The sequence below is a fragment of the Bacillus sp. FSL K6-6540 genome, assembly GCF_038007545.1.
In genome coordinates this window covers 2842873-2868542 of record NZ_JBBOXH010000001.1, presented here as the reverse complement: position 1 = coordinate 2868542, position 25670 = coordinate 2842873, and the positions used below count along the sequence as shown (strand labels likewise).

Annotated in this window: 24 protein-coding genes; 7 read left to right on the top strand and 17 right to left on the bottom strand. The window is 51.1% G+C overall.

Annotated elements, in window-relative coordinates:
• Window positions 1–152 precede the first annotated feature (152 nt).
• Window positions 153–1070, top strand: coding sequence for an NAD-dependent epimerase/dehydratase family protein (locus MHH82_RS12855; RefSeq protein WP_015734768.1), 918 nt, complete (start codon window positions 153–155; stop codon window positions 1068–1070).
• 135 nt (window positions 1071–1205) lie between these two features.
• Here the strand turns inward: MHH82_RS12855 and MHH82_RS12850 are convergent, their stop codons facing one another.
• The 4 genes from MHH82_RS12850 to MHH82_RS12835 form a co-directional block, all read right to left on the bottom strand.
• Window positions 1206–1532 carry an AzlD domain-containing protein gene (locus MHH82_RS12850; protein WP_009589408.1) on the bottom strand — a complete coding sequence of 109 codons (327 nt, stop codon included), beginning with the start codon at window positions 1530–1532 and terminating at the stop codon, window positions 1206–1208.
• Window positions 1523–2257 carry an AzlC family ABC transporter permease gene (locus MHH82_RS12845; protein WP_015734767.1) on the bottom strand — a complete coding sequence of 245 codons (735 nt, stop codon included), beginning with the start codon at window positions 2255–2257 and terminating at the stop codon, window positions 1523–1525. Before MHH82_RS12845 ends, MHH82_RS12850 begins: the two co-directional genes overlap by 10 nt.
• A 170-nt stretch (window positions 2258–2427) precedes the next feature.
• Window positions 2428–3564 (bottom strand): zinc-dependent alcohol dehydrogenase, encoded by a 1137-nt coding sequence (locus tag MHH82_RS12840; protein ID WP_036665299.1) that lies wholly within the window; start codon window positions 3562–3564, stop codon window positions 2428–2430.
• A 111-nt stretch (window positions 3565–3675) separates the two neighbouring features.
• A complete protein-coding gene (locus tag MHH82_RS12835; protein ID WP_015734764.1) occupies window positions 3676–4593 on the bottom strand; it encodes a DMT family transporter in 918 nt (305 codons plus the stop codon).
• Between the two features lie 77 nt (window positions 4594–4670).
• Between MHH82_RS12835 and MHH82_RS12830 the strand changes: the two genes are divergently transcribed.
• The gene (locus MHH82_RS12830) at window positions 4671–6023 is read left to right on the top strand and encodes a TrkH family potassium uptake protein (RefSeq protein WP_036665301.1); all 1353 of its coding nucleotides are present in this window, start codon (window positions 4671–4673) and stop codon (window positions 6021–6023) included.
• 87 nt (window positions 6024–6110) lie between these two features.
• Here MHH82_RS12830 and MHH82_RS12825 read toward each other — a convergent pair whose 3' ends face one another.
• On the bottom strand, window positions 6111–6398 hold the full coding sequence (locus MHH82_RS12825; RefSeq protein WP_009589418.1) for a hypothetical protein: 288 nt from the start codon (window positions 6396–6398) through the stop codon (window positions 6111–6113).
• 145 nt (window positions 6399–6543) lie between these two features.
• Between MHH82_RS12825 and MHH82_RS12820 the strand changes: the two genes are divergently transcribed.
• The 4 genes from MHH82_RS12820 to MHH82_RS12805 all read left to right on the top strand — a co-directional run bounded on the left by MHH82_RS12820 (window position 6544) and on the right by MHH82_RS12805 (window position 10933).
• Window positions 6544–7776, top strand: a complete 1233-nt coding sequence (locus MHH82_RS12820; RefSeq protein WP_036665303.1) for an aminopeptidase — start codon at window positions 6544–6546, stop codon at window positions 7774–7776.
• A 169-nt stretch (window positions 7777–7945) separates the two neighbouring features.
• Complete coding sequence (locus MHH82_RS12815; RefSeq protein ID WP_036665305.1) at window positions 7946–9175, top strand: aminopeptidase; 1230 nt, start codon at window positions 7946–7948, stop codon at window positions 9173–9175.
• A gap of 371 nt (window positions 9176–9546) precedes the next feature.
• On the top strand, window positions 9547–10137 hold the full coding sequence (locus tag MHH82_RS12810) for an RNA polymerase sigma factor (protein WP_036665307.1): 591 nt from the start codon (window positions 9547–9549) through the stop codon (window positions 10135–10137).
• Complete coding sequence (locus MHH82_RS12805; RefSeq protein ID WP_251494677.1) at window positions 10115–10933, top strand: DUF4367 domain-containing protein; 819 nt, start codon at window positions 10115–10117, stop codon at window positions 10931–10933. Before MHH82_RS12810 ends, MHH82_RS12805 begins: the two co-directional genes overlap by 23 nt.
• A gap of 68 nt (window positions 10934–11001) precedes the next feature.
• Here MHH82_RS12805 and MHH82_RS12800 read toward each other — a convergent pair whose 3' ends face one another.
• The 5 genes from MHH82_RS12800 to MHH82_RS12780 all read right to left on the bottom strand — a co-directional run bounded on the left by MHH82_RS12800 (window position 11002) and on the right by MHH82_RS12780 (window position 17156).
• Window positions 11002–11499: a hypothetical protein gene (locus MHH82_RS12800; protein WP_015734758.1), complete on the bottom strand. Its 498-nt coding sequence runs from the start codon at window positions 11497–11499 to the stop codon at window positions 11002–11004.
• A 162-nt stretch (window positions 11500–11661) separates the two neighbouring features.
• On the bottom strand, window positions 11662–12981 hold the full coding sequence (locus tag MHH82_RS12795) for a hemolysin family protein (protein WP_015734757.1): 1320 nt from the start codon (window positions 12979–12981) through the stop codon (window positions 11662–11664).
• Between the two features lie 445 nt (window positions 12982–13426).
• Window positions 13427–13828 (bottom strand): spore coat protein GerQ, encoded by a 402-nt coding sequence (gene gerQ / locus MHH82_RS12790; RefSeq protein ID WP_374705876.1) that lies wholly within the window; start codon window positions 13826–13828, stop codon window positions 13427–13429.
• Window positions 13829–13916: 88 nt separating this feature from the next.
• Window positions 13917–14339 carry a cell wall hydrolase gene (locus tag MHH82_RS12785; RefSeq protein ID WP_009589484.1) on the bottom strand — a complete coding sequence of 141 codons (423 nt, stop codon included), beginning with the start codon at window positions 14337–14339 and terminating at the stop codon, window positions 13917–13919.
• A 132-nt stretch (window positions 14340–14471) separates the two neighbouring features.
• Window positions 14472–17156, bottom strand: coding sequence for a family 78 glycoside hydrolase catalytic domain (locus tag MHH82_RS12780; protein WP_340965955.1), 2685 nt, complete (start codon window positions 17154–17156; stop codon window positions 14472–14474).
• A 200-nt stretch (window positions 17157–17356) separates the two neighbouring features.
• Between MHH82_RS12780 and MHH82_RS12775 the strand changes: the two genes are divergently transcribed.
• A complete protein-coding gene (locus MHH82_RS12775) occupies window positions 17357–18229 on the top strand; it encodes an AraC family transcriptional regulator (RefSeq protein WP_340965953.1) in 873 nt (290 codons plus the stop codon).
• A gap of 123 nt (window positions 18230–18352) precedes the next feature.
• On the opposite strand, the gene MHH82_RS12770 is transcribed toward MHH82_RS12775, so the two are convergent.
• From MHH82_RS12770 to MHH82_RS12740, 7 genes are all read right to left on the bottom strand, one after another.
• Entirely contained in the window at window positions 18353–18787 is a 435-nt protein-coding gene (locus MHH82_RS12770; protein ID WP_340965951.1) for a GNAT family N-acetyltransferase, read from the bottom strand.
• Between the two features lie 144 nt (window positions 18788–18931).
• Complete coding sequence (locus MHH82_RS12765) at window positions 18932–20020, bottom strand: copper resistance D family protein (protein WP_340965949.1); 1089 nt, start codon at window positions 20018–20020, stop codon at window positions 18932–18934.
• The gene (locus tag MHH82_RS12760) at window positions 20020–20655 is read right to left on the bottom strand and encodes a copper resistance CopC family protein (protein ID WP_340965946.1); all 636 of its coding nucleotides are present in this window, start codon (window positions 20653–20655) and stop codon (window positions 20020–20022) included. The genes MHH82_RS12765 and MHH82_RS12760 overlap by 1 nt, the downstream gene beginning before the upstream one ends.
• Before the next feature lie 173 nt (window positions 20656–20828).
• Window positions 20829–21956, bottom strand: coding sequence for a glycoside hydrolase family 88 protein (locus tag MHH82_RS12755; RefSeq protein ID WP_277748640.1), 1128 nt, complete (start codon window positions 21954–21956; stop codon window positions 20829–20831).
• A 14-nt stretch (window positions 21957–21970) separates the two neighbouring features.
• Window positions 21971–22852: a carbohydrate ABC transporter permease gene (locus MHH82_RS12750; RefSeq protein ID WP_145035741.1), complete on the bottom strand. Its 882-nt coding sequence runs from the start codon at window positions 22850–22852 to the stop codon at window positions 21971–21973.
• 13 nt (window positions 22853–22865) lie between these two features.
• Window positions 22866–23825: an ABC transporter permease gene (locus MHH82_RS12745; protein ID WP_145035739.1), complete on the bottom strand. Its 960-nt coding sequence runs from the start codon at window positions 23823–23825 to the stop codon at window positions 22866–22868.
• A gap of 83 nt (window positions 23826–23908) precedes the next feature.
• Window positions 23909–25540: an extracellular solute-binding protein gene (locus MHH82_RS12740; protein ID WP_145035737.1), complete on the bottom strand. Its 1632-nt coding sequence runs from the start codon at window positions 25538–25540 to the stop codon at window positions 23909–23911.
• Window positions 25541–25670: the final 130 nt, after the last annotated feature.

The window sequence follows — 25670 nt, the reverse complement described above, 5'->3', positions numbered from 1 at the left end:
AAGTAATGTTAATTTGCAGCTTCCATTATAACAGGAATGTAAACACCGATCTAATCCGCCCATTCCTTCGCTCCCCCGTCAAGTGTCCAATGCATGATCCATCCGTACCACGTAGGATAATGCATCCCAATCAAAGGCTGGAGGGTTTATGCATGAAGATGGTTGTAACCGGCGGAGCGGGCTTCATCGGCTCCCACCTGGTGAACGGACTCGTTAATCAAGGCTATGAAGTCCATGTAATTGATAACCTGACAACCGGAGAACCAGGTCGCCTTCACAGTGAGGCGATTTTACATGTAGCTGACGTAAACAGTCAGCAGACAACGGCATACATCTCGGTGCTGAAGCCAGATGTCGTATTTCATTTAGCAGCACAGGCCGATGTGCAGCGATCGATCCAGGAACCTCGGCTTGATGCGGATGCCAATGTCATGGGTACCCTAAACATACTGGACGCTTGCCGTAAGGCTGGCGTTCGTAAGATCGTGTTTGCTTCGACAGCCGGTGTGTATGGAGACCTCGAGAGATCTCAGCTAACGGAAGACGATCCGGTTAACCCGGTCTCCTTCTATGCGCTATCGAAAGTAGCAGGCGAACAATATATCCGTCTTTATCATCGCTTCTTCGGCCTGCAATACACCATTCTTCGTTATGGAAACGTCTACGGGCCGGGTCAGACCGCAAAGGGAGAAGGCGGCGTCGTGGCGGTCTTCGGCGAACGCCTGTATCAAGGCGCGCCGCTCCCAATATACGGCGATGGTCTGCAAACCCGGGATTTCATTTATGTCAAAGATGTGGTTGACGCCAACCTTGCCTCCATCCTTCATGGTGATCAGAGTGTGCTTCATGTTAGCACCGGCACCGACCATTCCGTCAATACGATCGTCGATCTCATCAGCCGGCTGCACCCAGACCGCATCGATGTCGATTATCTACCTGCGAAGATCGGCGATATTCGGCACAGCTGCCTGAATAATGAAAGGACCCGGGAGCGGCTGCGGTGGAGTCCGTTGTTCAGCCTGGAAGAAGGCATGGAAGAAACCTACCGTCACTGGCTTGGCACATCCTAGTTTCCCTTTCCCATAGGGACCAGTAGCAAATGAACATAAAACGGCCGTACTCCTCGTCATTCCAAGGAATACGGCCGTTTTTTAAGCGTTCCGGTTAGGCTATGAACAACATCTCATGCATAACGCTTCGTTTGGTCAGATCAGCAAGCGGAGCCCCACCAACGTCAGGATCCCCACAATGACGGTGGCAAACAGGCTTTTCGTAAGAAATGCGGTCAGAAAAGCAGGGACAGCCGCTATCAGTTCCAGTGTATGGCCCCCCGGATCCACGCGTCCGTCACTGACGAGCAGCTCCTGCGCTAATAGCGCCGCCATGACCGCGATCGGTACATGATCCAGCCAACGGATCATCAATTCCGGAATGCGGAGCTTGCTCAGAATCATGAGCGGCAGAACCCTTGGAATCAGGGTGACGACAGCACATCCGATAATCAGTATGGCGATATGCCATCTTATTTCCATCGTTCGATCACCATCCCTGCCGTAGCCGCGACCATAATCGCAACGATGACCGCTGCGCTTCCCGGCATGATCGTACTGACCGCGATCACCGAAACGGCGGCAACCATAATCACCATGAAGTCCAGTTTATACTTCTTTCGGCTGATCCATTGCAGGGCCAGCAATCCAATAAACATGCCAGGCAATGCAAAATCAAGGCCAAACTTCTCCGGCTCCGGTATCCATGCTCCGACAAGACCTCCCGCAACGTTCGCTGCACACCAGAACAGATACGCTGTGATATTCAGTCCGACCATCCACCGATAACCCAGCCTCTTCTGCTCGGCCGCCTTGGCTGCAGCCACACCAAACGTTTCGTCGGTTAGCAGGGAACCGATGAAGAAGCTTTTTCCCGAGGACAGCCCTTTAAAATACGGTGCAATCGCTGCGCTTAACAGCAGATGCCTGGCATTTACGAAAAATATCGTGACAATAATGGATAAGACCGGGCTTGCGGCGGCTACCATCCCCGCGGCTATGAATTGTCCGGAGCCCGCATAGAGCAGCAGCGAAAGGAGCGCGATCTCGAGCAGGCTGAAACCTGCGGTACGCTCGACGACGCCTGCCGCAAAACCGATGCTCAGGTAGCCCAACAGAGTTGGAATGCAATCCTTAAATCCTTGAAGATAGGAATTGGCCTGGTTTCCCTCGATATCGGCGGGAAGCCGTTCTGACTTGGTGCTCATCTGTGTTCGATTCCTCTCTCTCCCTCTACAATTCTATTTTTCATTACTATGAATACTTCTTGCTGGCTTGTCAACGCCAGGGATCGTTTTTTTCCATACAAATAAAAAAGCGTTCCGGTCGTGCTGCTCATCTACCGAAACGCTCCTCGTTTTAGTTGGATCGCCGTGACCTAAGGCTTCAGGATGACTTTGATACAGCCATCCTTCCTCTCATTGAAAATATCATAGCCAAGGGCAGCCTTCTCCATCGGAAACCGGTGGGTAATGATATCCGAAGGATCCACCGTCCCCTCTTTCAACATTTGATACAGGCTGGGCATGTAATGAATGACCGGGGCAAGACCCATTTTTAACGTAATATTGCGTTCAAACAGCTCTCCTAGCGGAAATGCATTGTAGATAAGCCCATATACGCCCGTGAGCTGGATGGTCCCGTATTTGCGCACCATTCTCACAGCCATGCGAAAAGCTCCCAAGGAACCCCCCTGAAGCTTCAACATGCTGCCCAGCATCTCGATGCCGGTCCGTTTGGCATCCAGGCCCACGCAATCGATGACCACGTCGGCGCCGCCCTTGGTTATCTCATGGATATAGTTCTCGATCTCGGGTATCTTCTCGAAGTTGTAGGTTTCCACATGATTGGTGCGGCTGGCATGCGCCAGCCTGTAGTCCACATGGTCGATGGCGATGACCCGCTTCGCTCCTTTCAGCCATGCAAACTTCTGCGTTAACAATCCTATCGGGCCGCATCCGAGGACAATGACGACATCGCCGGGCTTAACTCCTCCGTTCTCCACGCTCCACATGGCGGTTGGCAGCGCATCGGACAGCATGAGCAGCTTCTCATCCTCCATTTCGGCATCCTCCGGGATGACAAAGGGCATGAAATTACCGTAAGGTACCCGCAGCAGTTCCGCCTGCGCGCCTTGAAAGCCGCCGTACGCGTCGCTGTATCCAAAAAAACCGCCGGTATTCTTTGCTTCGTTCGCATAATCGCATTGGCTTTCCATTTGATTCTGGCAGAAGATGCATTTGCCGCAAGACACGATAAAAGGAATGATCACCCGATCCCCCACTTTGACCTTGCTTACTTCCGGCCCTGCATCCACGACGACCCCCATCGGCTCATGGCCGATAATGTAATCATCGTTAAGATGCTTCAGCTCGCCGTTATATAAATGCAAGTCAGATCCGCAGATGGCCGTGGTGGTGACTCGAATCAAGATATCGTCGCTGTGCCGAAGAACGGCGTCTTTCATTTCCTTCACTTTGATCCGATGTCTGCCTTGATAAGTGACTGCTTTCACGCGCGCCCCCGTTCTAAGCCTTTATTCCATAATTGTAATATTTTGGCTTTTTAATGTTCAGTGTGCGCTAATTTTGCGGGAACTAGTCTATCCAGGCAAAATAATGCGGGATCAGCCCAGCGCTTCAGGCTGGACGTCCACCTGCTGCTTTTTGGTTCTGCCGACCTTCAAGAACAATACCAGCCCTAACAGCACCAGCGCTCCGCCTGCGGCTTGCAGCGAATTCATCGACTCATTCAGCAGGAGAAAAGCCAGCAGACTCGCTCCAACCGGCTCTCCGAGAACGCTCATCGACACGGTGGAGGCAGTCGCATACTTCATCAGCCAATTGAATAACAGATGACCGAATACCGTGGGCACGACGGCCAACAAGGCGAATATCCCCCACTCGCGAGCGGAATACCCGGTCAGCGGAATCTGCATGCCCACGTTATATACCGCCAATACGGCAGCAGCTACCGCAAAAACCAGCCAGCTGTACAGGAATGACGGCAGCCTTCTGAGCAGCAGTTGTCCGAGCAGCATATGGACGGCCACCGCGGCCGTCCCCAGCAAAGACATGATATCGCCGGTCAGATGTCCCTTGCTACCGCTGAAACCGCTGCTGCCAATGAGTAGGAACACGCCGAGAAAGGCGATGGCCATACCTCCTATGGCCGCCAGCGACGTTTTCTCCTTAAACCAGATGTAGGCGCCGATCATGACGAATACCGGCTGCAGGGCCAGGATGATCGTAGAACTGGCTACGCTCGTCCACTTCAGGGAGCCCATCCATAACAAAAAGTGCAGGGCCAGCATCGCACCGGACAGAATCAGCAGAAGCACTTCGGAGCGCTTCAGCGATCGGATAACGGGCATGTACTTTCCCGCGAACGGCAGCATGATCAGAAACGTGATCACCAATCGGTACATGGCCTGAATGGAAACGGGACTGCCGGACCATTTTACGAAAATCGATGAAAAGGATATGGCTATAATCCCTATAAATAACGGGATAAAAACGGGAATCGGTGCTCGGTTCGAATTCATGATGGTTAAATGATTCACCTTTCGTGTTATATTAGAGATTGATTTCAAAATTAAACTTTCGGTAAAGGATAATCGGCATGAAAAAGAAAGACCTACGCAATCAAATGACGCCTCCTAAATTTCTGGCGATCGGTTTCGCATCGATCACACTGATCGGAACTTTTCTGCTTAAGCTCCCTATCGCTACCGCCGACGGGACTTCGACTCCGCTGGTAGATGCTCTCTTTACGGCCGTGTCTGCCATTAGCGTGACGGGATTAACCGTCGTGGATACGGGCACCCACTGGTCGATGTTTGGACAAATTGTCATGCTTATGCTGGTTCAGCTTGGCGGCTTGGGGTTTATGACCTCGGCTACCTGGATTGCATTGATGTTCAACCGCAGAATCTCGCTCCGGGAGCGCATGATCCTTCAGGAAGCGATGGGACAATACCAAATACAAGGCATCGTGGATCTCATCCGAAGAGTGCTGGTCTACACGCTGATCATAGAAGGCGCGGGCGCCTTGCTGCTGACGCTCAGGTTCTCTGCCATCATGCCTCTTTCCGATGCGGCATACTTCGGCATATTCCAGAGCATCTCCATCTTCAACAATGCAGGCTTTGATCTCTTTGGCCAAATTCACGGCCCCTTCTCAGGGTTTGCCACCTATGTAGCGGATCCTTTTGTCAATATCATTGTGATGTTCCTGATTTTCCTTGGAGGCATCGGCTTCATCGTTATCTTTGATCTCATCGAGTATCCGAAATGCAAAAAGCTTTCGCTTCATTCCAAGGTTGTCTTGACGGTGACGTCCCTGTTAATCGTGATCGGGGCCGTCATGATCTTTATCCTGGAGCACAGCAATCCCAAAACCTTGGGGCCTCTTTCGTATCCGGTAAAGATCATGGCTTCCATATTCCAATCGATCACTCCCCGTTCAGGAGGCGTCAGCACCCTGGACATTGCGAGTCTGGAGCAATCGTCCCAGTTCTTCATGATTCTCCTGATGTTCATCGGGGCAGCCCCCGGATCGACCGGAGGCGGCATCAAGGTGACTACCTTTGCCGTGCTGATCGGTGCCGTCGTCACGATGATTCAGGGAAAACGCGATGTGGTGCTCTATCGCAACCGCATCTCCCAATCCCTGGTTTACCGCTCCATCACGCTGACGATTCTATCGCTGCTGCTATTGGTAGGCGCCTCGATGTTCCTGTCCGTTACGGAATCAGGCGAATTCTTAAGGATTTTGTTCGAAGCCGTATCCGCCTTCGGCACGGCCGGGTTATCCATGGGTCTTACCACCGAGCTCTCCGGGGTTGGCAAGATTACCATTGCCATGCTCATGTTCCTCGGACGGCTGGGACCGCTAACGCTTGCGTACGCGCTTAGCCGCAAGAATAACAAGGAGCTGTACCGGCATCCCGAGGGACGAATCACAATAGGATAAGCTATCCGGCCCGCTCATTGCCGCATGTAAACAAACCGTACGCCTCGATCTAAGAGAGGTGTACGGTTTGTTTCTTAAATACGTTCTTTAGTCCGCCTCTGATTCCCCGAATTCGCTGGCATCAATGGCTGCATCCAGCAAATCGTCAAACAGCTCGTCATCGTTTTCGATCCGTTCGTCTATCTGGAGAAACTGCTCCTCGATTCCCGGCTCGCCGGCAAAGTTCAGACTGTAATCCCAATCCCGGCCGTTCTTGCTCAGGAAGGTGATCTCGTAGGATGAGGCATGTCCATCTATAGAAAATACGGTATATCCCACGAATTGATCGGCATCATCCCGCTTCATATCCGCACGCTCGATTCGGACTTGTGACACGTTTTCACGCTCCTTCGTTACGTTGTAAAGCACTCACAAGACTCAGTATATCACTTTTCTTGATCGCTGATTATGGTTTTTCTTATACAGCTCGATCTAGTATAATATGGGGTGTTACATTATTAATTGCATTGGAGGGTTCCAAATGTCCGATTTCAATACATACCTGGACAAATATGCCGAGTTGGCCGTAAAGGTTGGAGTCAACATACAGGAAGGGCAAACGCTGGTGGTCCATGCTCCTGTCGATTCCGCCGAGTTTACCCGCTTGATCGCTAAGAAGGCATACGAAGCGGGGGCCCGCCTCGTTAAGATCCTGTGGACCGACGAAACGATAACAAGGCTTCAATTCGAAAAAGCAGCGGATGACGTGTTTACCGAAGCGCCAAAATGGTATGCCGGAGAAATGACGGAGCTGGTCGAGAACGGGGCAGCCGTTCTGCACGTGCTGGCCGAGAACCCCGATCTGCTCAGCGGCATCGATTCCGAGCGCATCGGAAACTTCTACAAGGCGCGCGGCGAAGCATTGAAGCAATACCGTGCCTATCAGCAGTCCGATAAGTTTAGCTGGTGCCTGGTCGCAGTTCCTTCGGCTGCGTGGGCCGCGAAGGTATTCCCGGATGTTCCGGAATCCGAGCAGGTCGGCAAATTGTGGGATGCGATTTTCCACACCGTACGTGTGGACCAGGAGAACCCGGTAGAGGCCTGGAACCAACATCTCGAAGTGCTTGAAGCCAAATCCTCCGTGCTGAACGCCAAGAAATATAAGAAGCTCCACTATGTTGCGCCGGGAACCGATCTTACCATCGAACTGCCGGAAGGGCACATTTGGGCACAAGGCGACAGCATCAACGAACGAGGACACTCCTTCGTGGCTAACATGCCGACTGAGGAAGTCTTTACCGCTCCTCTCAAAACAGGCGTCAATGGCACCGTACATAGTACGAAGCCATTAAGTTATGCCGGTAACATCATAAACAACTTCTCCCTTACTTTTGCAGAAGGCAAGGTGGTCAGCTTCACGGCGGAGCAAGGGTATGAGACTTTGGAGCGTCTCCTGAACATGGATGAAGGTGCACGTTACCTTGGTGAAGTGGCGCTTGTGCCGCATCAATCCCCGATCTCGGAGTCGAACATCCTGTATTACAACACGTTGTTTGACGAGAATGCCTCCAACCACCTGGCGCTCGGCAGCGCTTATGCTTTCTGTCTCGAGGGCGGCAAGGACATGAATCAGGAGCAGCTGATTCAGAGCGGCCTCAATACGAGCGTAACCCATGTCGACTTCATGATCGGCTCCGGCGACATGGATATTTACGGCGTTACGGCAGATGGCAAGGAAGAACCCGTATTCCTGAAAGGAAACTGGGCATTTTAAGAATAAGATGCAGCATAAAGCAGCTATTTCTCGCGAAGTAGCTGCTTTCTTTTAACTTTTTCGGACTTTAATTGACCCGAGGTTGATTTACAAACTTAAAAATTGTGCGATAATCTAAACAACGCTTGAAGTTGCTATGAGGCAGCATATAAGAAATGGAGGGTCTGTCATGTCCAGCTTTGAACAAAAATTGGAACGCTATGCGGAGCTAGCAGTTAAGGTCGGCGCCAACGTGCAGCCGGGACAAACGCTGGTGGTTAACGCCATGATTGATGCGGCGCCGCTGGTGCGTCTGATCGTGAAGAAAGCCTACGAAACGGGTGCCAAGCAAGTGAAAGTGAATTACAGTGACGAGATCGTGAATCGGATTCGGTACGATCTGGCGCCCGACGAAGTTTTTTTGGAACCGCCGACTTATTACGCAGAGGAAGTAACCGAACTTGCCGAACAAGGAGCCGCTTTCTTGACGATCCTCTCCTCGAACCCCGACCTGTTAAAAGGAGTCGATCCCGAGCGTATATCCAATTATCAACGTACATATGGCGCAGCCATGTCGAAATACCGGCAATACCAGCAGGCCGACAAAATGAGCTGGACCGGCATAGCGTACGCTTCCCCCGATTGGGCCGCCAAGGTGTTTCCTGACGTTCCTGCAGGCCAGCAGGTGGACAAAATGTGGGACGCGATTTTCCACGCGGTTCGCGCGGACCTGGAAGATCCTATTGGGGCGTGGGAAGAGCATATCCATACCCTTCAACGCAAATCGGATGAACTCAATGCCAAGAAATATCACAAGCTCCGGTTCACTTCACCTGGAACGGATCTGACAATCGAGCTGCCGGAGGGTCATATATGGGCCCAGGCGGGCAGCCACAACGAAAAAGGCGAGCGCTTCGTTGCCAACATCCCGACGGAGGAAGTATTCACCGCTCCTCTCAAAACCGGCGTCAACGGCACCGTACGCAGCACGAAGCCTTTGAGTTACGGCGGCAACATCATCGACAATTTCTCGATTGCGTTCGAGAACGGGCGTATCGTCGAATTTTCCGCCGAACAAGGCCAGGACACTTTAACCCGACTGATCTCCATGGACGAAGGGTCGCATTATCTGGGCGAGGTGGCTCTTGTCCCCCACCGCTCCCCGATCTCGGAAAGCGGCATCCTGTATTACAACACGCTGTTTGATGAAAATGCCTCCTGTCACCTGGCCATCGGGAGCGCATATGCCTTCAACCTTGAAGGCGGCAAGACCATGACGTCCGAACAGCTCCAGGCAAGCGGCCTGAACACCAGCATTACCCACGTCGACTTCATGATGGGCTCCAAGGACCTTCAGATTACGGGAATCACGCATGATGGCAAGGAAGAGCCAGTCTTCATCGATGGTAACTGGGCATAATCGCCGTTTTTCCCGTTACCTTGACTAGCAACCCAACATTCGATTAAGAACGATCGACAGGGCAGCCTGATTCTCAGAGGCTGTCCTGTTTTTATCTGGTCCATCCCCGCCCTTTCTCTTGCCGGGTCAATCCCAGATTCGATTAATACCCATTGATGGCCGAGCATATGATGAAGAGATGGGCGCAGCTCATTGACTTGCCGATAATAGAGGCGAAAAAGCGGGCCCCATACCATGAATTCCATAGGATAAGCCGGGATGCCTACGGTCTCCAGAGTCGGCTGTTACTAGAATTTGTAGGGCTTTTTTACCCGATATGTTGTAAAATGATGAGAGAAATAGGATGGTTACACCAGAGAGGGGATTATCGCGTGTCCAACCGATTACAGCTCCTCCTTGCAGCAGATTTCGCTGATCTGAGCGAACCTATTCAGGAAGAAATCTATTATGAATTTTATGACCTCGTTTATGGGCAAATACTGTATGTCGTACGGGATCATGCTGCTGTTGAGGATATCATTCAGGAGTCCTTTATCAAAGTGATCACAAGCAAGCCGAAGTTCGAAACGGAAAGCAAGATGCGGGGCTGGCTCCGTGTCGTCGCCAAAAACTCAACCATGAATTATTTAAGAAAAAATAAAAAATACCGTAACCAAGTGGATGTCGATAGTGTTTTTATTAATGAAGAGGACGTGGTAGTTTCTTCCACGAACGTCGAACACCAGGTGGAATCGAATTTGCTGGAGGAATCGATCGGGCAGTACCTCGACCAATTGAAGCCTGAATACAAGCTATTGATTGAGTATCGTTGGAAGCACAGCCTGACCTACAGGGAAATCGCGGAGCTGCTGAATACTCGCGAAGAGATCGTGAAGCAGCGTTTGTTCCGGGCCAGGGAATCCGTTAAGAAAATGCTGTATAGAGAGTGGGGTGAATTGGATGAGCAACGAAAAATACGATGATTGGTTTGACGAGGCCTTTGATGAAGCCTTTGATCGTGCAGCTTCACGTTCCTCACTCCCTACGGACAACGAATCCAAGCGACAATCCTGGCAGCAAGTCAAGCTGCAGGTCGAGAAACTTAACAATCGGAAACAGCGAAGCCGCAGATTTCAGTTGGCCGGTATTATTGCAGCTTCCATGGCATTCGGGGCATTCGTGTTCTCCCAGCCTACCGTCACGCAGGCCGTATCGCCAATCTATCAGCAAATCGTGGATTGGGGCAATGGCATTACGGGCCAGATATTCGGCAAGAAAGAGCCCGTCGATCCCAGCAAGGCCCTTACTGCGCCTCCGCCGGATATAAGCCCTGCGCCAGATAACGCCGATCAAGTACCGCCCGCTGAATTGGTGGAAACCGAAGACGTTCCCTTTACGGATTCTAACGAATCCTTAATCGAATCGCAAAAGCGCGTATTATTCAAGATCCCTGAAATCGGCTATATTCCGCCTGGCTTTGAGTTCTATGAGGCGACGGGAATCGCGGAAAGCGAGAGCGCGCCGATCCTGGATCTTCATCTTCACTACAAGAATGCGGATGAAAAGGTATTCTACATCGATTTAATCGACATGACGGCAGAACGGTCCATCGGCCTTGGAGGAAAGGTTACCGAGACGCTGAAGCTGAAATCCGGAGCCGTAGCCTACCTGACTGAAACCAACCTCCGCTTTTTGCATGACAATGACAAAATATTGGTGAATATTAGCGGATTGTTTTCTCGAGAAGAATTCATTAAAATCGCCAACAGCATACACTAAAACCATGCCTGCACACACAAAGAAGGACACTTGCATAAAGTGTCCTTCTTTGTTATAACCTATTGAAATTACTGTTCTACTAATATCGAGTTCGTATAATAAGTGCCTTCCTCATATGTACCGTTCTCATTAATCCAATGAATGGTTTTGCCACGGTAATAGTAGCCTGTCTGAACGTTGAAATTTTTGGTGCCGCTAAGCGAAAGCTTGTTGGCTCCGTTTTCATATGCACTGCCAGCATCCACCCAAGCCGACCCTGTCCAGCGCTGTAGAACATAATTAATGCCGATGCTGTCTACGGCTTGTCCAGCGCCGGTAAATCCGTTGATGCTCACTTGGGTACCGCTTGCCTTGCTAATCGTAGAATAGTAATTGATCAAATATTTATTCGCTAAGAGGCTGATGGAAGAATTCAAATTCATTTCAACCGGAGGCGGAGTCGTCAAAGCACCGGGTGCAATGTCTGCAGCGGAGTCCGCGTAAGCCCCTCCTGCCAGGGATAAACTTAACAAAACACTGACTGCAAGTGCTGAAGCTATACGTTTTGGACTGCGTACTTTCGACATAATATCACCTTTCTTTCAATATGATAGGAACATCCATATTTTAACACGTCGTGTAAGCGCAAAAGTTTCTAATTTTTCACGGTTTGATATAATTTTTGAAACTTTTCTGCAAATAAAAAGAAGCAGCGACATAAAATGTCGCCGCTTCTTCTAATATCCAGTTTACGCGCCCGCTTCTTCCTGTATCAGCTGCTGCTCTTGCCTGATCAGGCGTATCCGGGAGATGCGTTTATTCTCGGTCTCCTCGATCACAAAGCGACAGTCTTCGTATATAACAGACTGGCCTTTGTGCGGAAGCAGCACCTCAAGGCGCGCAGACAGCCATCCACCGATGGTATCGTAATCTTCTGTATCCACATTCAGACCAAATTGGTCATTGATTTCATCGATCAGCATCAATCCATCAATGGAGTATTCATCCTCCCCCACCTTTTCAATGCCTGGACGCTCTTCGTCAAACTCGTCTTGAATTTCACCGACGATTTCTTCCATAATATCCTCCAGGGTCACGAGTCCCGAGGTCCCGCCGTATTCATCGATAAGAATGGCGATTTGCGTCTTGCTCCGCTGCATTCTTCGCAGCAGTTCGCTGATCTTGATTGACTCAGGAACAGCAATGATCGGGCGAATCAGGGAAAGCTGGTCGCCAACGAAGCCGCGCATCAGATCTTTAATGTGAATAAAGCCAATGATATGATCCTTGTCTTCGTCGCAGATCGGATAACGGGTTCGCATGCCCTCGCTTGCAATCTTCAGATTTTCTTCCAATGAAAGATTGTTGTATAAGCAGATCATTTCTGTACGGGGGATCATGATCTCCCTTGCCGTCGTATCGGCAAATTCAAAAATGTTGTCTACCAGTGTCATCTCCGTGCTATCCATCAATCCGCTCTCGCTGCTCTCTTTCATCATATCCCGCAGTTCTTCCTCGGTATGAACATTGCGTTCAACCACCGGCTTCATCCGGAATATACGAAGAACGTTATTGGAAAGCCCATTGGCAAACCAGATAAACGGGAACATGATGGTGTAAAATACCCGCAGCGGGCCTGCGGACAGCAGCGTGATTTGTTCCGCCTTGCGTACGGCCACCGTCTTAGGCGCTAATGCACCGAATACGATATGCATGAGTGCGATCAAGATGAAGGCTAATACCAAGGACACCGCATGAACGGCTGTGTTGCTCCATCCTATTCCGTTGAACCAAGGCGTAATCATGGCGGAAATCGTTCTCTCGCCGATCCAGCCAAGGCCGATGGACACGATGGTAATGCCAAACTGGCAAGCGGATATATATCCGTCCAGGTTCTTCAGTATGTTCTGCGCAAATTGTGCACGTCTATGTCCTTCTTCAACCAAAGCGTCAATACGGCTCCTCTTCACTTTAACAAAAGCCAATTCAGCCGATACAAAAAACCCGTTTAATAGGACGAGAATCAATACCAAGGTTAAACTTATCAAACTCGGTAAGGGGTCACTCAATCGATCTCCTACCCGCCATACAGCATGCTATGACGAATAGGAACACCTCCTTCGGTTATTAAAAATGTGTGGTGCCATCAAGCATAACAGCGTGTTCGGACTACGCATCAACTTCCCAATGGTCTCATCTCCTTGTCTTATTCCGACTTATTCAAGCTATATAAGTAATTATATAGTACTACGATACACAGTCAAACGTTGTCTTATGACATTAATCATCGTTGTTATGAGCTTTAATTTGATTCTCAGCCGTTAACACTCGTTTTCCGATGAATTGAACGATTCTATGAATAAACATTCATAATGTTAAAATAATACGATGCGGCCGTACTCAGTGGCGTTAAAAAAACGCATGCCGTTGAATATGCTGCCAAAGTCCAAAAGAAATAACCTCCGTTTCACATCGGTGTAAACGAAGGTTATTGGGGCATTCGCAAAAATAGATTTATCTTGCCGTTGGTGGCGGATTGCCGATCACGCCCGGATATTGGTAATTGAGCGGCTCGTCAAACACGACATAGTCCAGGTTCACCATCAGCAGGATGATCCGGCGCCCTGTCGTCCGTTCGCTGATGACGATATGATCCCGACCGGCGGCTTCGATAATGCCCGTGAACACCTTGGCATTCCATTGCGAATTGTTTTCATACGTCATGTAAAACGTTGCCTGCTTCCCAAGGTTCAATCGAAGGATATTCTCCACGTAAGATTGTTCGAATTGCGGCGGTGCCGGAACAACGGTGCCTCCCGGCGTCATTGGGCTTCCGCTGGGCACCTGCGGTGGAACGTTTGCCGTATAACCAGCGGTCCCGCGGTTCGGCACTCCCGGATAACGGACTCCATTCATGAAGTTCACAGGCGGCACACCTTGATTGTACATAAGTAATTTCCTCCTTTAATTTATAACTCCCGCCTAAGCGGTTGTATAACATGAATCAAAAAACGGACGGGCAATCGGCATATGTCGGGGTGAAGAAGCAGTGTGCCTTGAATCGGCCTGTGTTCTGCTGATTGTACCAAGTTGCCGGGCAGTCCCCTGCCGGGCGGAAAAACCATAGCGCGTTGCTAGCCGGCCATATGCGTTCCCCATTAATGACCCTTTGGGCTAGCTGACGATCCCGATCCCTGGCCCGTTGATAAAAATAGCCTTTCTGTGTTGCTTCAAAACCACCCGGGCTCTGAAATACCATATCGTTCATGTTGCGGATGTTTCGAAAATCCAGGCAGTTACCCAGTATCCGGTTCACCCCGACATTCCCTACCATGAGCATGCCCTGCTCACCTTCGCCTTCTGCCTCTGCGCGGATCAATCTTGCCAGAAGATCCACATCATTCGAATTCGCTTTGATGACTGCCACAGAGTTCCCCTCGCTTCCTTAAGATCACTTTGTATCGTATGTGCATTCGCCCAGAAATGTGCCTGGATACGAAAAAAAAGTTCCTTACCGCGTCCATCGCGGTAAAGAACTTTGGTCTCCTGCTATCATGCCTTACTTCGCTTTAGGATTGTTGTATACATAACGGAACGTATACTCCCCCGAGCCCGCTTGAATCACAACACCCGCTTCGCCATCAACTGCCGAATGGATCCCCTTCGCTTCGTTTAGAGGGATCGTGCTGCCTTCCTTAACGTTTGAAACGTCAAAAACACCCGGCAGGCAAATTTCAGCAGTCGTATTAGGCGGAATGCACACTTCCAGCTGAAACTCGCCATTATCCTCCATCCGCCAGCATGACCGGACGGTTCCATACATCGTATCGATTTTGCCTTCCGCCCATATCAGGCCTTCGCCCGGTACAGGCGCAAACCGGATATGTTTATAACCCGGCGCATCCTCCACGGTCTGTATGCCGGCAACCGAACGATACAGCCATTCGCCGATGGCTCCGTATGCATAATGATTGAATGAATTCATGTCACGGCTCCAGAAGCTGCCGTCTTCCTTGATGCCGTCCCAATGCTCCCAAATCGTCGTGGCGCCTTTCGTCACCGGATACAGCCATGAAGGATAGTCCTGCTGCAGCAGCAGCTTATACGCCGCATCGTGCATGCCGTGCCGGCTTAACACATGATTAATATAAGGTGTGCCCACAAAACCGGTCGTTAAATGAAACCGGCTCTCCTCCAGCAATGCATAAAGACGATCCGCCGCGCGTTTTTCCGCCGCCTCATCCAGCAGCCCGAACATAAGCGCAAGCACGTGCGCGGTCTGCGTCGACGCCGCAAGCCTTCCGGACGGGGTCACGAATTCGTTACGGAATGCAGCGACAACCTTTTCTTTAAGCTCGGCATACAGGGCAGCATCTTGTTCTCGTCCCAATACGACCGCGGTTTTCCTAAGCAGTTCCACCGAATAACCATAAAACGCCGAAGCGATAAAGTCCCGTTCCGTAGCACCCACATAGTCCCCGGATTTCGCATCCAGTCCCAGCCAATCGCCGAAATGGAAGCCGGTATTCCACAGATATTCATGCTCCCCTTGAGCTTGAATGTAGGAGACCCAGCGCTTCATGCTCTCATATTGACGCTCCAATATCCGTTGATCGCCAAAATTGACGTACACCGTCCACGGGCAAATGACCGCTGCATCTCCCCATGCGGCCGAAGCATAGGCTTCATCGCCGAGCACATGCGGAACAACGAACGGAACTGCTCCGTCATCGCGCTGTTCCGCGGCCAGGTCCGACAGCCATTTCGTGAAGAAAGGCGCCACGTTGGCAAGATAGGCCGCCGTCCCGATGAACATCTGCGCATCGCCGGTCCAGCCAAGCCGCTCGTCACGCTGCGGGCAATCCGTGGGCACGTCGAGGAAATTCCCCTTCAGTCCCCATCGAATGTTGCTCTGCAATTGATTCACCATGGGATCCGAACATTGAAAAGTTCCGGTTTCTTCGAAATCCGAATGGAGCACGACCGCTTCGAAATGCCGGAGGTCCAGCTGCTCTTCAGTGAAGCCGTCTAAACGCACATATCGGAAGCCTTGGAACGTAAAATGAGGTTCATGGATTTCGTTTCCGCCGCCTTTTAACGTGTATTGAATCGTTTGTTTAGCGGTTCGGAGATTCTCCGTATAAAAGTTACCTTCGGCATCCAGGATTTCCGCATGCTGCAGCGTCACCGTTGTGCCCTCCGCACCGGACACGCTAAATCGGACCCAGCCTACCAAATTCTGCCCGAAGTCGATGACGGTTTCACCTTTGGGCGTGGTCAGACATTCCACGGGCCGCACCGTTTGAACGGCTCTCACGGGCTCGTTGATCTGGGGCTTCAGCTTGTCGTAACCTTGGTCGATCGTTTCCACGCCATGCCAATCAACGGAGTTATAACCTGCCGAACTGAAGCCGTCCAGTTCGAGGCGCGCATCATAGGTTTCGCCATGGTATAGCTCCGACATGGTGATCGGGCCTTTGGCCGACTGCCAGCTTGAATCGGTTGCCATCACTTCTTCGCTGCCGTCAGCATACGTGATATGCAGCTCCAGCAGAAGCGCTAATCGATCTCCATAAATCGCGTGCCGATCCTCCCAGCCCAGCTGTCCCTTGTACCAACCGTTACCGAGCCAAGCGCCGATCGCGTTTTGGCCAGATTTCAACATCTCGGTTACGTCATAGGTCTGCGTCTGAATCGTATGATCGTAACTCGTCCAGCCTGGCGTGAAATAACTATCTCCCACTCTCTGTCCGTTAAGCTCAAGTTCATAAAGGCCCAGCGCCGTAACATATATTCTTGCTTTCGTAATGGGCGACTTTAAGCTGAAGCTCTTGCGGAGCAGCGGGAGGTGACCGGCGTCAGCAGGCAGCAAGGATTGTCGTGCAGATATCCATTGTCCTACCCATGGCTCTCCTTCCAGCTTTCCTGTCTCCCAGTAGGCCGTCTCTGACCATTCCGTCATTTCCCCGGCCTGGTTCCAAGCACGCACGCGATAGAAATAGCGCTTACATGATGTTGCGCTCAGCCCCGTTAATTCCACATGAACCGACTGCGACGAGGCTGTTTTCCCTGATGTCCAGCAGGGCTGGGCAAATTCATTCTCGATGGAAACCTCTATCTCATAAGCGGTTTGACTGACGGCTCTTTCGTCCGAGGCCAACCTCCAACTGATGCGCGGCTTTCGCTCTCCGATACCTATCGGATGATGAAGATATTCGCATCGTACATCCGTTACGCTGAACATGCTTATTCCTCCGTTCACTTCAATTAGGCTGCTTCAACAATCCGTTTGAATTAGCCGCTTGGCTTGATATTCGCTTTCATTTCTGTGCCTGTTTCCACTATTATTATAAGTGAACCTCCAAGTAGGATGATGGGGATAACGGACAATTTAATGCGGTAAAACGGACATCCATCCTCGATCAATGAAAAGGAGCAAACAGGATGAAACGACCGATGGAAACCTATTACGGAGATTATTTTTTTCGGGATGACACCCTGATGTATGTAAATCGTAACGCGGAGAATTTTACGGGGTCTTACCATAACCATGATTTTCTGGAAATTGCGTATATTGCTGAAGGAGAAGGCTTCCATCACATGGAGAACTCGGTGCAGCGGGTTCGCAAAGGTCATATGTTCTATATACCGCTCGGAATGCCTCACGTATTTCGGCCTACCTCATCGAATGGGAAGCCGCTCATCGTGAACAATTGCATATTCTCCGTTAAACTCCTTCCGAAACTGATTGCCTTTGCTTCCGATTCGAGGACAGCCTCCTTATTAAAACAGATGGAAGACGGCTCGCTTGGGTACCGCGCCATTACGGATCGGCATGACCGTTTCGAGAAGCTGTTCGTCTCCCTCTATGAACAATATGCCATGCAAATCAGCGGCTCTGCCGTCTATTTGCATACCCTGCTGCTACAGCTGATCATTGAGTTCAGCCGGGCCATCGAGCATTCGCAGCCTATCACCTCGGAGCCTTCGCATCCCTCTTTTCATGATGTCCTTCAATACGTGGAGGGACAATACATGCATGAGCTCACGCTGACGCGTCTTGCGCAGATCAGCGGCTTCAGCGAACGCCATCTTCAGCGATTGTTCCGCAGATATACCGGCCAGAGCTGGCATCATTATCTGCAGACCGTACGCATTCGAATGAGCCGCGAGCTGCTGCGAACCACGACAGACAAAATCAGTATGATCGCCGAAAAGGTCGGTTACAAGGACATGCATTCCTTCAACTCGGTATTCAAGCGAAGCACGGGACTCACGCCGGGTCAATATCGCTCCGAAACGCAGCATCATGGATAAATGACCGGATTCTCCAGCAAATAATAAAAGCATGATGATCCTTATATAACTCGGATATCATGCTTTTGTACATGTACGATTATTCGCTGACCCTTATCTGATATCCTGGATGCTATCACGTTCCTATTCCCCCAGCTCTTTCTCCAGAAGCACTTCATCCTCCCGCTTATAACCTGATTTCTCATATGCCCCGATGGCTTGGTGATTATCATGACCCGTAAGCACCTTAACCGTCCTCACCCCGCGCGCGAACAATTGTTCCTCCAGAAAAACGAGCAGCATTCCTGCCAGACCCTGCCTTCTTGCCCGCTCCTGAATGTACATTTCCGTTATCTCGCCGACAAGCTCCCCGTAACAAAAGGACTTAATTGATTGGGCGCAGGCAAATCCAACAGGATCATCACCTAAATAAGCGATGGCCACGATCTCATCCGCTTGTTCCAAACTATATTTAATTTCCTCCAGCGGCATCCTAACCCCATTAAACTCCTCGTTTAATCGGTCCATTACGGATGCATCCGTAGGAGATGCTAAGCGAATAAATTTCACTTTTTCCATATCATATTTCCCCCCAGTTCTAGATTTGGTCCATGTTCGATCTTCACCCCAAGTATACCACCTTTATCCAGCCATCTATCATTGCTCCCATACCAAAAAAAGGCCCTGCTGATTAAACAGCAAGGACCTTTCACTTCAAACAAATTAAACGGCAGTAACCGAGAACATCAAGCCGCAATAAATCAGCATGGCGGCGCCTAACCCGCTTAAAAGCCCGACGGCTGCTGCCCGGTTCCTGCGAAATACGTTCACGATATTCCAGAGGAGACCAAGCCCAAGACACAGGCAGAGTATCCCGATCCAGCTCCACGTAAAGGCCAATTCACCGATCGTAAACCCGGGATGGAACCAGACAAACGTTGCTGCAGGGCCATATGACGCCAATGTATCCACGACCTCGTGCGGCGCCGGCTGCTGGTTCATGTAGCCGGTGACGATATAAATCAGCCAGATCAGGATTCCCTCGCTTCGTGCCCATGCCGCGGGTCGATAGCTTCTATCCCTGCGCAGCTTGCGCTTGACGAGATAACCGTTAACGAACGCGAACACCAGCAGCGGCAGAATGAGAATATGCTTGACCAGCAGGGCCTGACCGTAGGACAGCGTCCAGCTGTTTACGGGTTCCGGCGTCACGGCCGTCATCAGGAACAGACCCGATCCGATGACAAGGATGACGCAGGCGATGGCTAATGGATGGAACCATCGGAGAAACGCACTCCAGCGATCATGTTCCGTGCTGAACCATCCTGTAAGCAGCAGCGTTCCCGTCCATATGGCCATCGCCGTGAAATGGCCGAAGAAAGCAAGCTGTCCAACGCCGTCGAACAGGGATGCAGCGTGGTTGAACGAAGACATGGCGACGGCAATGCCCAACAGAACAGCGGGCATAAGCCAGCGTAAGGGAGAGCCGGGCTTCCGGCGGACGATCAGGGTCAGTACCGCCAATAGGATCGAAAGAACCAGTATCCAGGCATAACGCTCGCCCTCGCTGAATTTGAACATGATGCTGTTAAAGGACTGCCAGAATCCGATATCATCCTTGAAGAACATGATGATTTGCAGCAGCGGCACAAAGCCGAATAGGATGATGGCTGCCCCCGCCGCTGGACCGAGCCAGGCCGGTACCGAAATGTCCGGCTTATAAGCCTTCGGTACCAGGGACAACACCGTGATCCCGGCCAGAATGGCGTATGCTAAATATAAAAACGGCTCGCTTAACCAATAATAAGACATTACTTTCTCTTCCGGGATGCTTTAATTCCAAAGTATCCTGCGACAACGGCCACGATGACGATAATCACGATCCACACGGTCGACCCGTTTCCTTCGGATGTGTCATTAGCCGGCGTATTCTCCGCCTGCTGATTCGTATCCGTCGACGGATCTGCGTTGTCTGCGGCTGTATCATCCGCCGTTGCTGTTTCATCCGGTGTACTTCCTGTATCCGCAGGCGTTTCTTCGGTGTCGGCAGAAGTCTCCGGAGCAGCTTCCCCTTCCGGTGCATCGACTTCGAAAGCATACGTTCCGTCAACGGGATGTCCATCTCCGCCAACGATCTTCCATTCCACCGTGTAAGAACCGGATGGAAGCGGTCCTGCCAGCGTTCCAGCCATAGTGTTCTGGTTAACCTTGACTTCCGATACTTCAACCGCTTCGCCTTGCGCATTCTTCACCTTGAGGGTGCTTAAATTTTCATCGATATTTTCATTGAATGACAGATTGACTTCCATCACGCTTTCCGTGATCTTGGCGTCCGCGGCGGGCGTACTGGATTCCAGCTTGGAATGCGCCCATGTTGCTGTCGGGAACACCAGTACAAGCAGCAGACCCAAGGTCAGCAGAACCGAAGTTTTCACATGTTTCAACATGCCTATCTCCTCCAAACCATTTATCTTACATTTGAATCTTCCCCATCATAACAAAGACGTTCTCTCAATGCTAATGAGTATATTGTGAACAATGATCCTATCCTATTTTACACAAAAAAGGGAACGCCGCACAGATTGCGGCGTTCCCGTTATCGTTCACGGATCCGGTGCTACTATCCTCTCTCGTACCAATAGCCAGGTATCCCTTTGGTCAGTCGCAGCAAGGCCTCGAGATAATAATAATCCCCCCAGATCATGTAATCGTCCGGTCCCATCCCGCCTCTGACATAATAGGAACCATGCTTGATCAAGCCTTCCTCGGCAGCTTCACCGATAGTGGAATAACGGTTTACAAGGGAGATCATGGACTTCTCGACGGCGTCTGTCAATAGCCCTTTATTGCCATCTTCCTCTTCCAGGTGCTCCAGGATCTCCAGCATCCCGCATGCGGCGATGGCGGAAGCGGAACTGTCGCGAGGCGTACCCGCTTCGATCGGAACGTCAAAATCCCAATAGGCGACATGGTCTTCCGGCAAATGCTCGATAAAATAGCGGGCAGCTCGCACGGCGGTATCCAAATACTTCGGATCACGGGTATAACGGTAGGAAAGCGCAAATCCGTAGACGGCCCATGCTTGCCCGCGCGTCCAGGTGGAGCCGTCGTGATATCCTTGGTGCGTCCCACCGCCGATGGGCTTCCCGTCCGACGGCTGGAAGTAGAAGGTATGGTACGAAGAATCATCCCCTCGCATTAAATAACGGCGGCTCTTCTCCGCGTGCGCGACGGCCACGCGTTTGTAGCGTTCGTCGCCTGTTTGGTCATACGCCCAATACAGCAGCGGTATGTTCATCATGCAGTCGATGATAATGCGGCCGCCGTTCTTCTCGTCGCCCTTCCGGCCCCAGGCCTGAATATACTGGCCTTCTTCCCGCCAGCGCAGCATCAGATGGTCGGCTGCTTTTAGGGCCAGCTGTTTGCCCTCTTCATGTTCATCCACGATCCACGCGGCCAATGCGGAGGGCAGGTATAGAAATCCGATATCATGATGATCCAGATGCCGCTTCTCCTCCAGCCGCGCCTTGTAATCCTCCAATTGAGCGATTGCCGTATCCTTAAACAGCGGGTCCTTCGTATATTCATAACACAGCCAGATCATTCCGGTGTAGAATCCTTCAATCCAGTCATTGCTTTCTCCCCACTCGTATCGCTTCTCCGCCGTGATGTGAGGGAATTTCATCGGAAATAAACCGATGTTCCTCTTGGTCTTTTCAACCGCATCCATGATGGCCTGTTCCCACATGGTTCACATACCTCCTATTCTTTGATGGCGCCGATCATGACGCCCTTCACGAAATATTTCTGCAAGAACGGATACAGAAACAAGATCGGCAGCGTCGCCACCATAATCGTCGCATACTTAATCGTTTCGCCAACCGGCATCCGATCTCCCCCTCCTACCGAGGTCATCATGCTGCTGGTATCGTTCTGGATCAGAATCTCGCGCAGGATCAACTGCAGCGGAAACAAGTCCCGGTCCCTTAAATAGATGAGGGCATCAAACCATTTATTCCAATGCCACACCCCGTAAAAGAGCACCATAACCGCAATGACCGGCAGCGATAACGGGATGATGATCCTGAACAGAATGGTCCAGTCGGTGGCTCCGTCGATCCGCGCGGATTCCTCGAGCGCATCGGGTACCCCTTGAAATGCCGTTCGCATAATAATCAAGTTCCATGTCGTCATGGCGCTTGGAATAATCAATGCCCAGTACGTATCAAGCAGACCCATATTTTTCACGAGCAGGTATTTCGGGATGAGCCCGCCGTCAAAAAACATCGTCATCACGATCAGCATCATGATGGCGCCTTTCCACATCACGTTTTTCCTGGATAAACCATAGGCTCCGAGAGCCGTCATCAGAATGTTCAGCGTCGTGCCGACGACCACGTAAAATATCGTGTTCAGGTAACTTCGGATGATATTCGGGTTCTCGAATACCATTCGATAGGAGTCCAGCGAGAAGCCCTTGGGCCACAGCAGGATGCCCCGGTGCTGAACGAATTCGGCGGGCGTGCTGATCGAAGCAAACAATACGTAGAGAAACGGGTATAACGTTATGATCGATAACAAACACAATAGAATGACATTCGCATAATCAAACAGGACTTCACTGACCGATCTAGTAGTTCGCATGAGATCCCCCTCTCTACCACAGCTTCGTGTCGGTAAACCGCTTGCTGAGATAATTGGCTCCAATGAGCAGCGCAAAGTTAATCAAGGAATTGAACATGCCGACAGCGGCGCTGAAGCTGTAGCTTGCTTCCAGTATCCCCTTGCGGTAGACATAAGTCCCGATCACGTCTGCCGTCTCGTAGATGACCGGGTTGTACATGATCAGGATCTTCTCATCCTGCAGCGCCATAAAGGAACCGATCCGCAAGATAAGCAGAATGATCACGGTCGGCAGGATCCCCGGGAGCGTAATTTGAAGCATCTGCTTCCAGCGGCCGGCACCGTCCACTTTCGCCGCCTCATACAGGGACGGATCGATATTGGAAATGGCCGCCAGATAAATGATGGAGCCCCAGCCAATCCCCTGCCAGATGGCGGACGAGGTATAGATGGTACGGAACCATTCCGGCAGCCGCATGAACGAAATCGGCTTGCCGCCGAAGTAGGTGACGATATGGTTGATCAGGCCGTCCACCGCCAAAAAATCCACCAGCATCCCGACCACAACGACAACGGAAATGAAATGGGGAATATACGTAATAGATTGTACGGTCCGCTTAAAGATCCGATGTCGCACCTCGTTCAGCATCAAGGCCAGCACGATCGAAGCGGGAAATACGAAGATAAGATCGTACGCGCCAAGGATAATGGTATTGGAAACGACCCGCTCAAAGAAAAATCCGTTAAAAAAATCGCTGAAATGTTGAAAGCCGACCCATGGGCTATTCCAGATGCCGAGCCCTGCGGAGAAGTTCTTGAACGCAATCTGCAGGCCGTATAACGGTCCGTAATGAAACACGGCATAAAACGCCACAACCGGCAGCAGCATCAGGTAGATCGTGGAATTCCTGCGAAAGTCCTTCGCTGCTCTTGCGCTGAAGCTCTCGGATTTGCTCTGTATCGTCATGCGTTTTGTTCCTTCCTTTAGCTGCACCCTATGCCCTCCTCTGTGAAAAATAACCCGCATGAAGAAGGAGACGGCTCGCCCGTTTTCTCCCTCTTCATGCGCTTCTACACTTACCGGCTGTTAAAACGGTCCAGCGCAGACTGCTGAATCTGAAGGGCTTCTTCAATGCCCATTCCCTGCACCGTTTGGACAAATTGATCAAAGCCGCTGATCGGCTCCACGCCCATAATGAATTTGTTGACCATCTCTTCGTAATACGTATTAATATCGTTCATGATCGAGGCATAACGCGTGCTCTCTTCTGCCGTCGGCGAAATAATCGGCATTAAACGGTCGTTCTCCGCCTTCATCCATGTCTCAATGGCCGCTTTTTGCTGAGGAAGCGCGGAATACTGCTCGACGTAACGGCGATCCTGAACGAAAGGTCCCGAATAACTGGCCAGGTTGTATTTCGACAACGCCTGGGTGATCGACAGCCCATCTGGATTCTTCATCACTTCGTCGGTATAGGTCGGGTACCCGTCCTTCATCTCGTAGCTGACTCCCTCAACCCCGAAATTAAACAGCATGTGCCCTTCTTCCCCATATTTGTAATCGAGCCATTTCACCGTTTCCGCCGGGAATTTGTTCGCTTTCGTCACAGCCGCCCCAAATCCGTTGAACGGCGAATCCTTCTGTCCAAGAAGCGGCGTGTCCCCCTTCTTTAGCACAACGTTGGGAGCGCCCACCAGACTGACGTCCGGATTGCTTTTTAACATGAGTTCGGAATAGCGGCCGAGGCTGCTGCCCATGTATCCGGAGAAGGCACCCACTTGATTGTTGGTCACTTTGGCATCTTTGAGCGTCCCGTCCGTTGCCGCATAATCCTGATCGATCAGGCCTTCGGCATACCATTTGCTCATCGTCTCCAAATAAGATTTGAATTCCGGTTGGATGGGGCCGTACTGTACCTTCCCGTCCACCTGATAAAATCCTGTCGTAATTCCCCACGCGCCGACAAATGCATGGTTAATGCCCGTCATATCCATATCAAGCAGGAGCGGGATTTCATCCGCCTGGCCGTTCCCGTTGGGATCCTGGGTCTTGATCGCTTTTAATACTTCATACCACTCGTCAATCGTTTCCGGCACTTGCAGGTTGAGCTGATCCAGCCAGTCCTGGCGAATGATAAGGCCGTTAAAGGTCAGCAGATACTCGTCTCCGCGGATGAACGGGAATACGTAAATGTTTCCGCCATCCGTCGTTATCAGCTTTTTGTATTCCGGGTGTTCGTTCAGCAGTTTCGATAGGTTCGGAGCATGCTCTTCAATCAGCTCATTCAGGCGAATGATCGAACCGTCCGATATCGCTTTATCCGGCCCTCCGGATACGTTGGCCCAGCCATACTCCACGACATCCGGCAAGTTGCCCGACGAGACCATAATGTTGAAGGCGTCTGCCTCTTGCCCTGCCGGCGGATGCTGGAACTTAACCTTGGTCCCTGTCAATTTCTCCATTTCCTGATAGGCGGCAATGCCGTTCATATCCTGCATCGTTGCCGATGCGTTGGCATTCAGCGATACCCAATAGGTCAGCTGGCCGGGATACCCCGTTTCTCCGCCTGAGGCAACGCCCGTTCCTTCCTTGCCTTTGTCGCCGGCAGGCTCCTCGGCTCCCGAGCCTTTTCCGCTGCACCCGGCAATCATAGTCACAATCAGCATGAAGATGGCCAGTCTCGTCATACGTTTCCGGTTTGTTTTCAAATCACGACGCCTCCCTTTTTTCCTAATGAATGATCATCCGAAATGTTCAGGCCGAGTTGATGCCGGCCCTGCCTCAAATATTAATGCTGAAGCGCTTTCGACGTATATCGTACAGTTTCTGGATCCATAT

Coding starts and splice junctions, on each gene's coding strand:
- MHH82_RS12835 (WP_015734764.1), bottom strand. CDS start 4,593: ATGAATTCGAACCGAGCACCGATTCCCGTTTTTATCCCGTTATTTATA.
- MHH82_RS12765 (WP_340965949.1), bottom strand. CDS start 20,020: ATGTCTTATTATTGGTTAAGCGAGCCGTTTTTATATTTAGCATACGCC.
- MHH82_RS12805 (WP_251494677.1), top strand. CDS start 10,115: ATGAGCAACGAAAAATACGATGATTGGTTTGACGAGGCCTTTGATGAA.
- MHH82_RS12820 (WP_036665303.1), top strand. CDS start 6,544: ATGTCCGATTTCAATACATACCTGGACAAATATGCCGAGTTGGCCGTA.
- MHH82_RS12760 (WP_340965946.1), bottom strand. CDS start 20,655: ATGTTGAAACATGTGAAAACTTCGGTTCTGCTGACCTTGGGTCTGCTG.
- MHH82_RS12845 (WP_015734767.1), bottom strand. CDS start 2,257: ATGAGCACCAAGTCAGAACGGCTTCCCGCCGATATCGAGGGAAACCAG.
- MHH82_RS12830 (WP_036665301.1), top strand. CDS start 4,671: ATGAAAAAGAAAGACCTACGCAATCAAATGACGCCTCCTAAATTTCTG.
- MHH82_RS12815 (WP_036665305.1), top strand. CDS start 7,946: ATGTCCAGCTTTGAACAAAAATTGGAACGCTATGCGGAGCTAGCAGTT.
- MHH82_RS12855 (WP_015734768.1), top strand. CDS start 153: ATGAAGATGGTTGTAACCGGCGGAGCGGGCTTCATCGGCTCCCACCTG.
- MHH82_RS12780 (WP_340965955.1), bottom strand. CDS start 17,156: ATGTTCAGCGTAACGGATGTACGATGCGAATATCTTCATCATCCGATA.
- gerQ (WP_374705876.1), bottom strand. CDS start 13,828: ATGAATGGAGTCCGTTATCCGGGAGTGCCGAACCGCGGGACCGCTGGT.
- MHH82_RS12850 (WP_009589408.1), bottom strand. CDS start 1,532: ATGGAAATAAGATGGCATATCGCCATACTGATTATCGGATGTGCTGTC.
- MHH82_RS12775 (WP_340965953.1), top strand. CDS start 17,357: ATGAAACGACCGATGGAAACCTATTACGGAGATTATTTTTTTCGGGAT.
- MHH82_RS12770 (WP_340965951.1), bottom strand. CDS start 18,787: ATGGAAAAAGTGAAATTTATTCGCTTAGCATCTCCTACGGATGCATCC.
- MHH82_RS12800 (WP_015734758.1), bottom strand. CDS start 11,499: ATGTCGAAAGTACGCAGTCCAAAACGTATAGCTTCAGCACTTGCAGTC.
- MHH82_RS12755 (WP_277748640.1), bottom strand. CDS start 21,956: ATGTGGGAACAGGCCATCATGGATGCGGTTGAAAAGACCAAGAGGAAC.
- MHH82_RS12750 (WP_145035741.1), bottom strand. CDS start 22,852: ATGCGAACTACTAGATCGGTCAGTGAAGTCCTGTTTGATTATGCGAAT.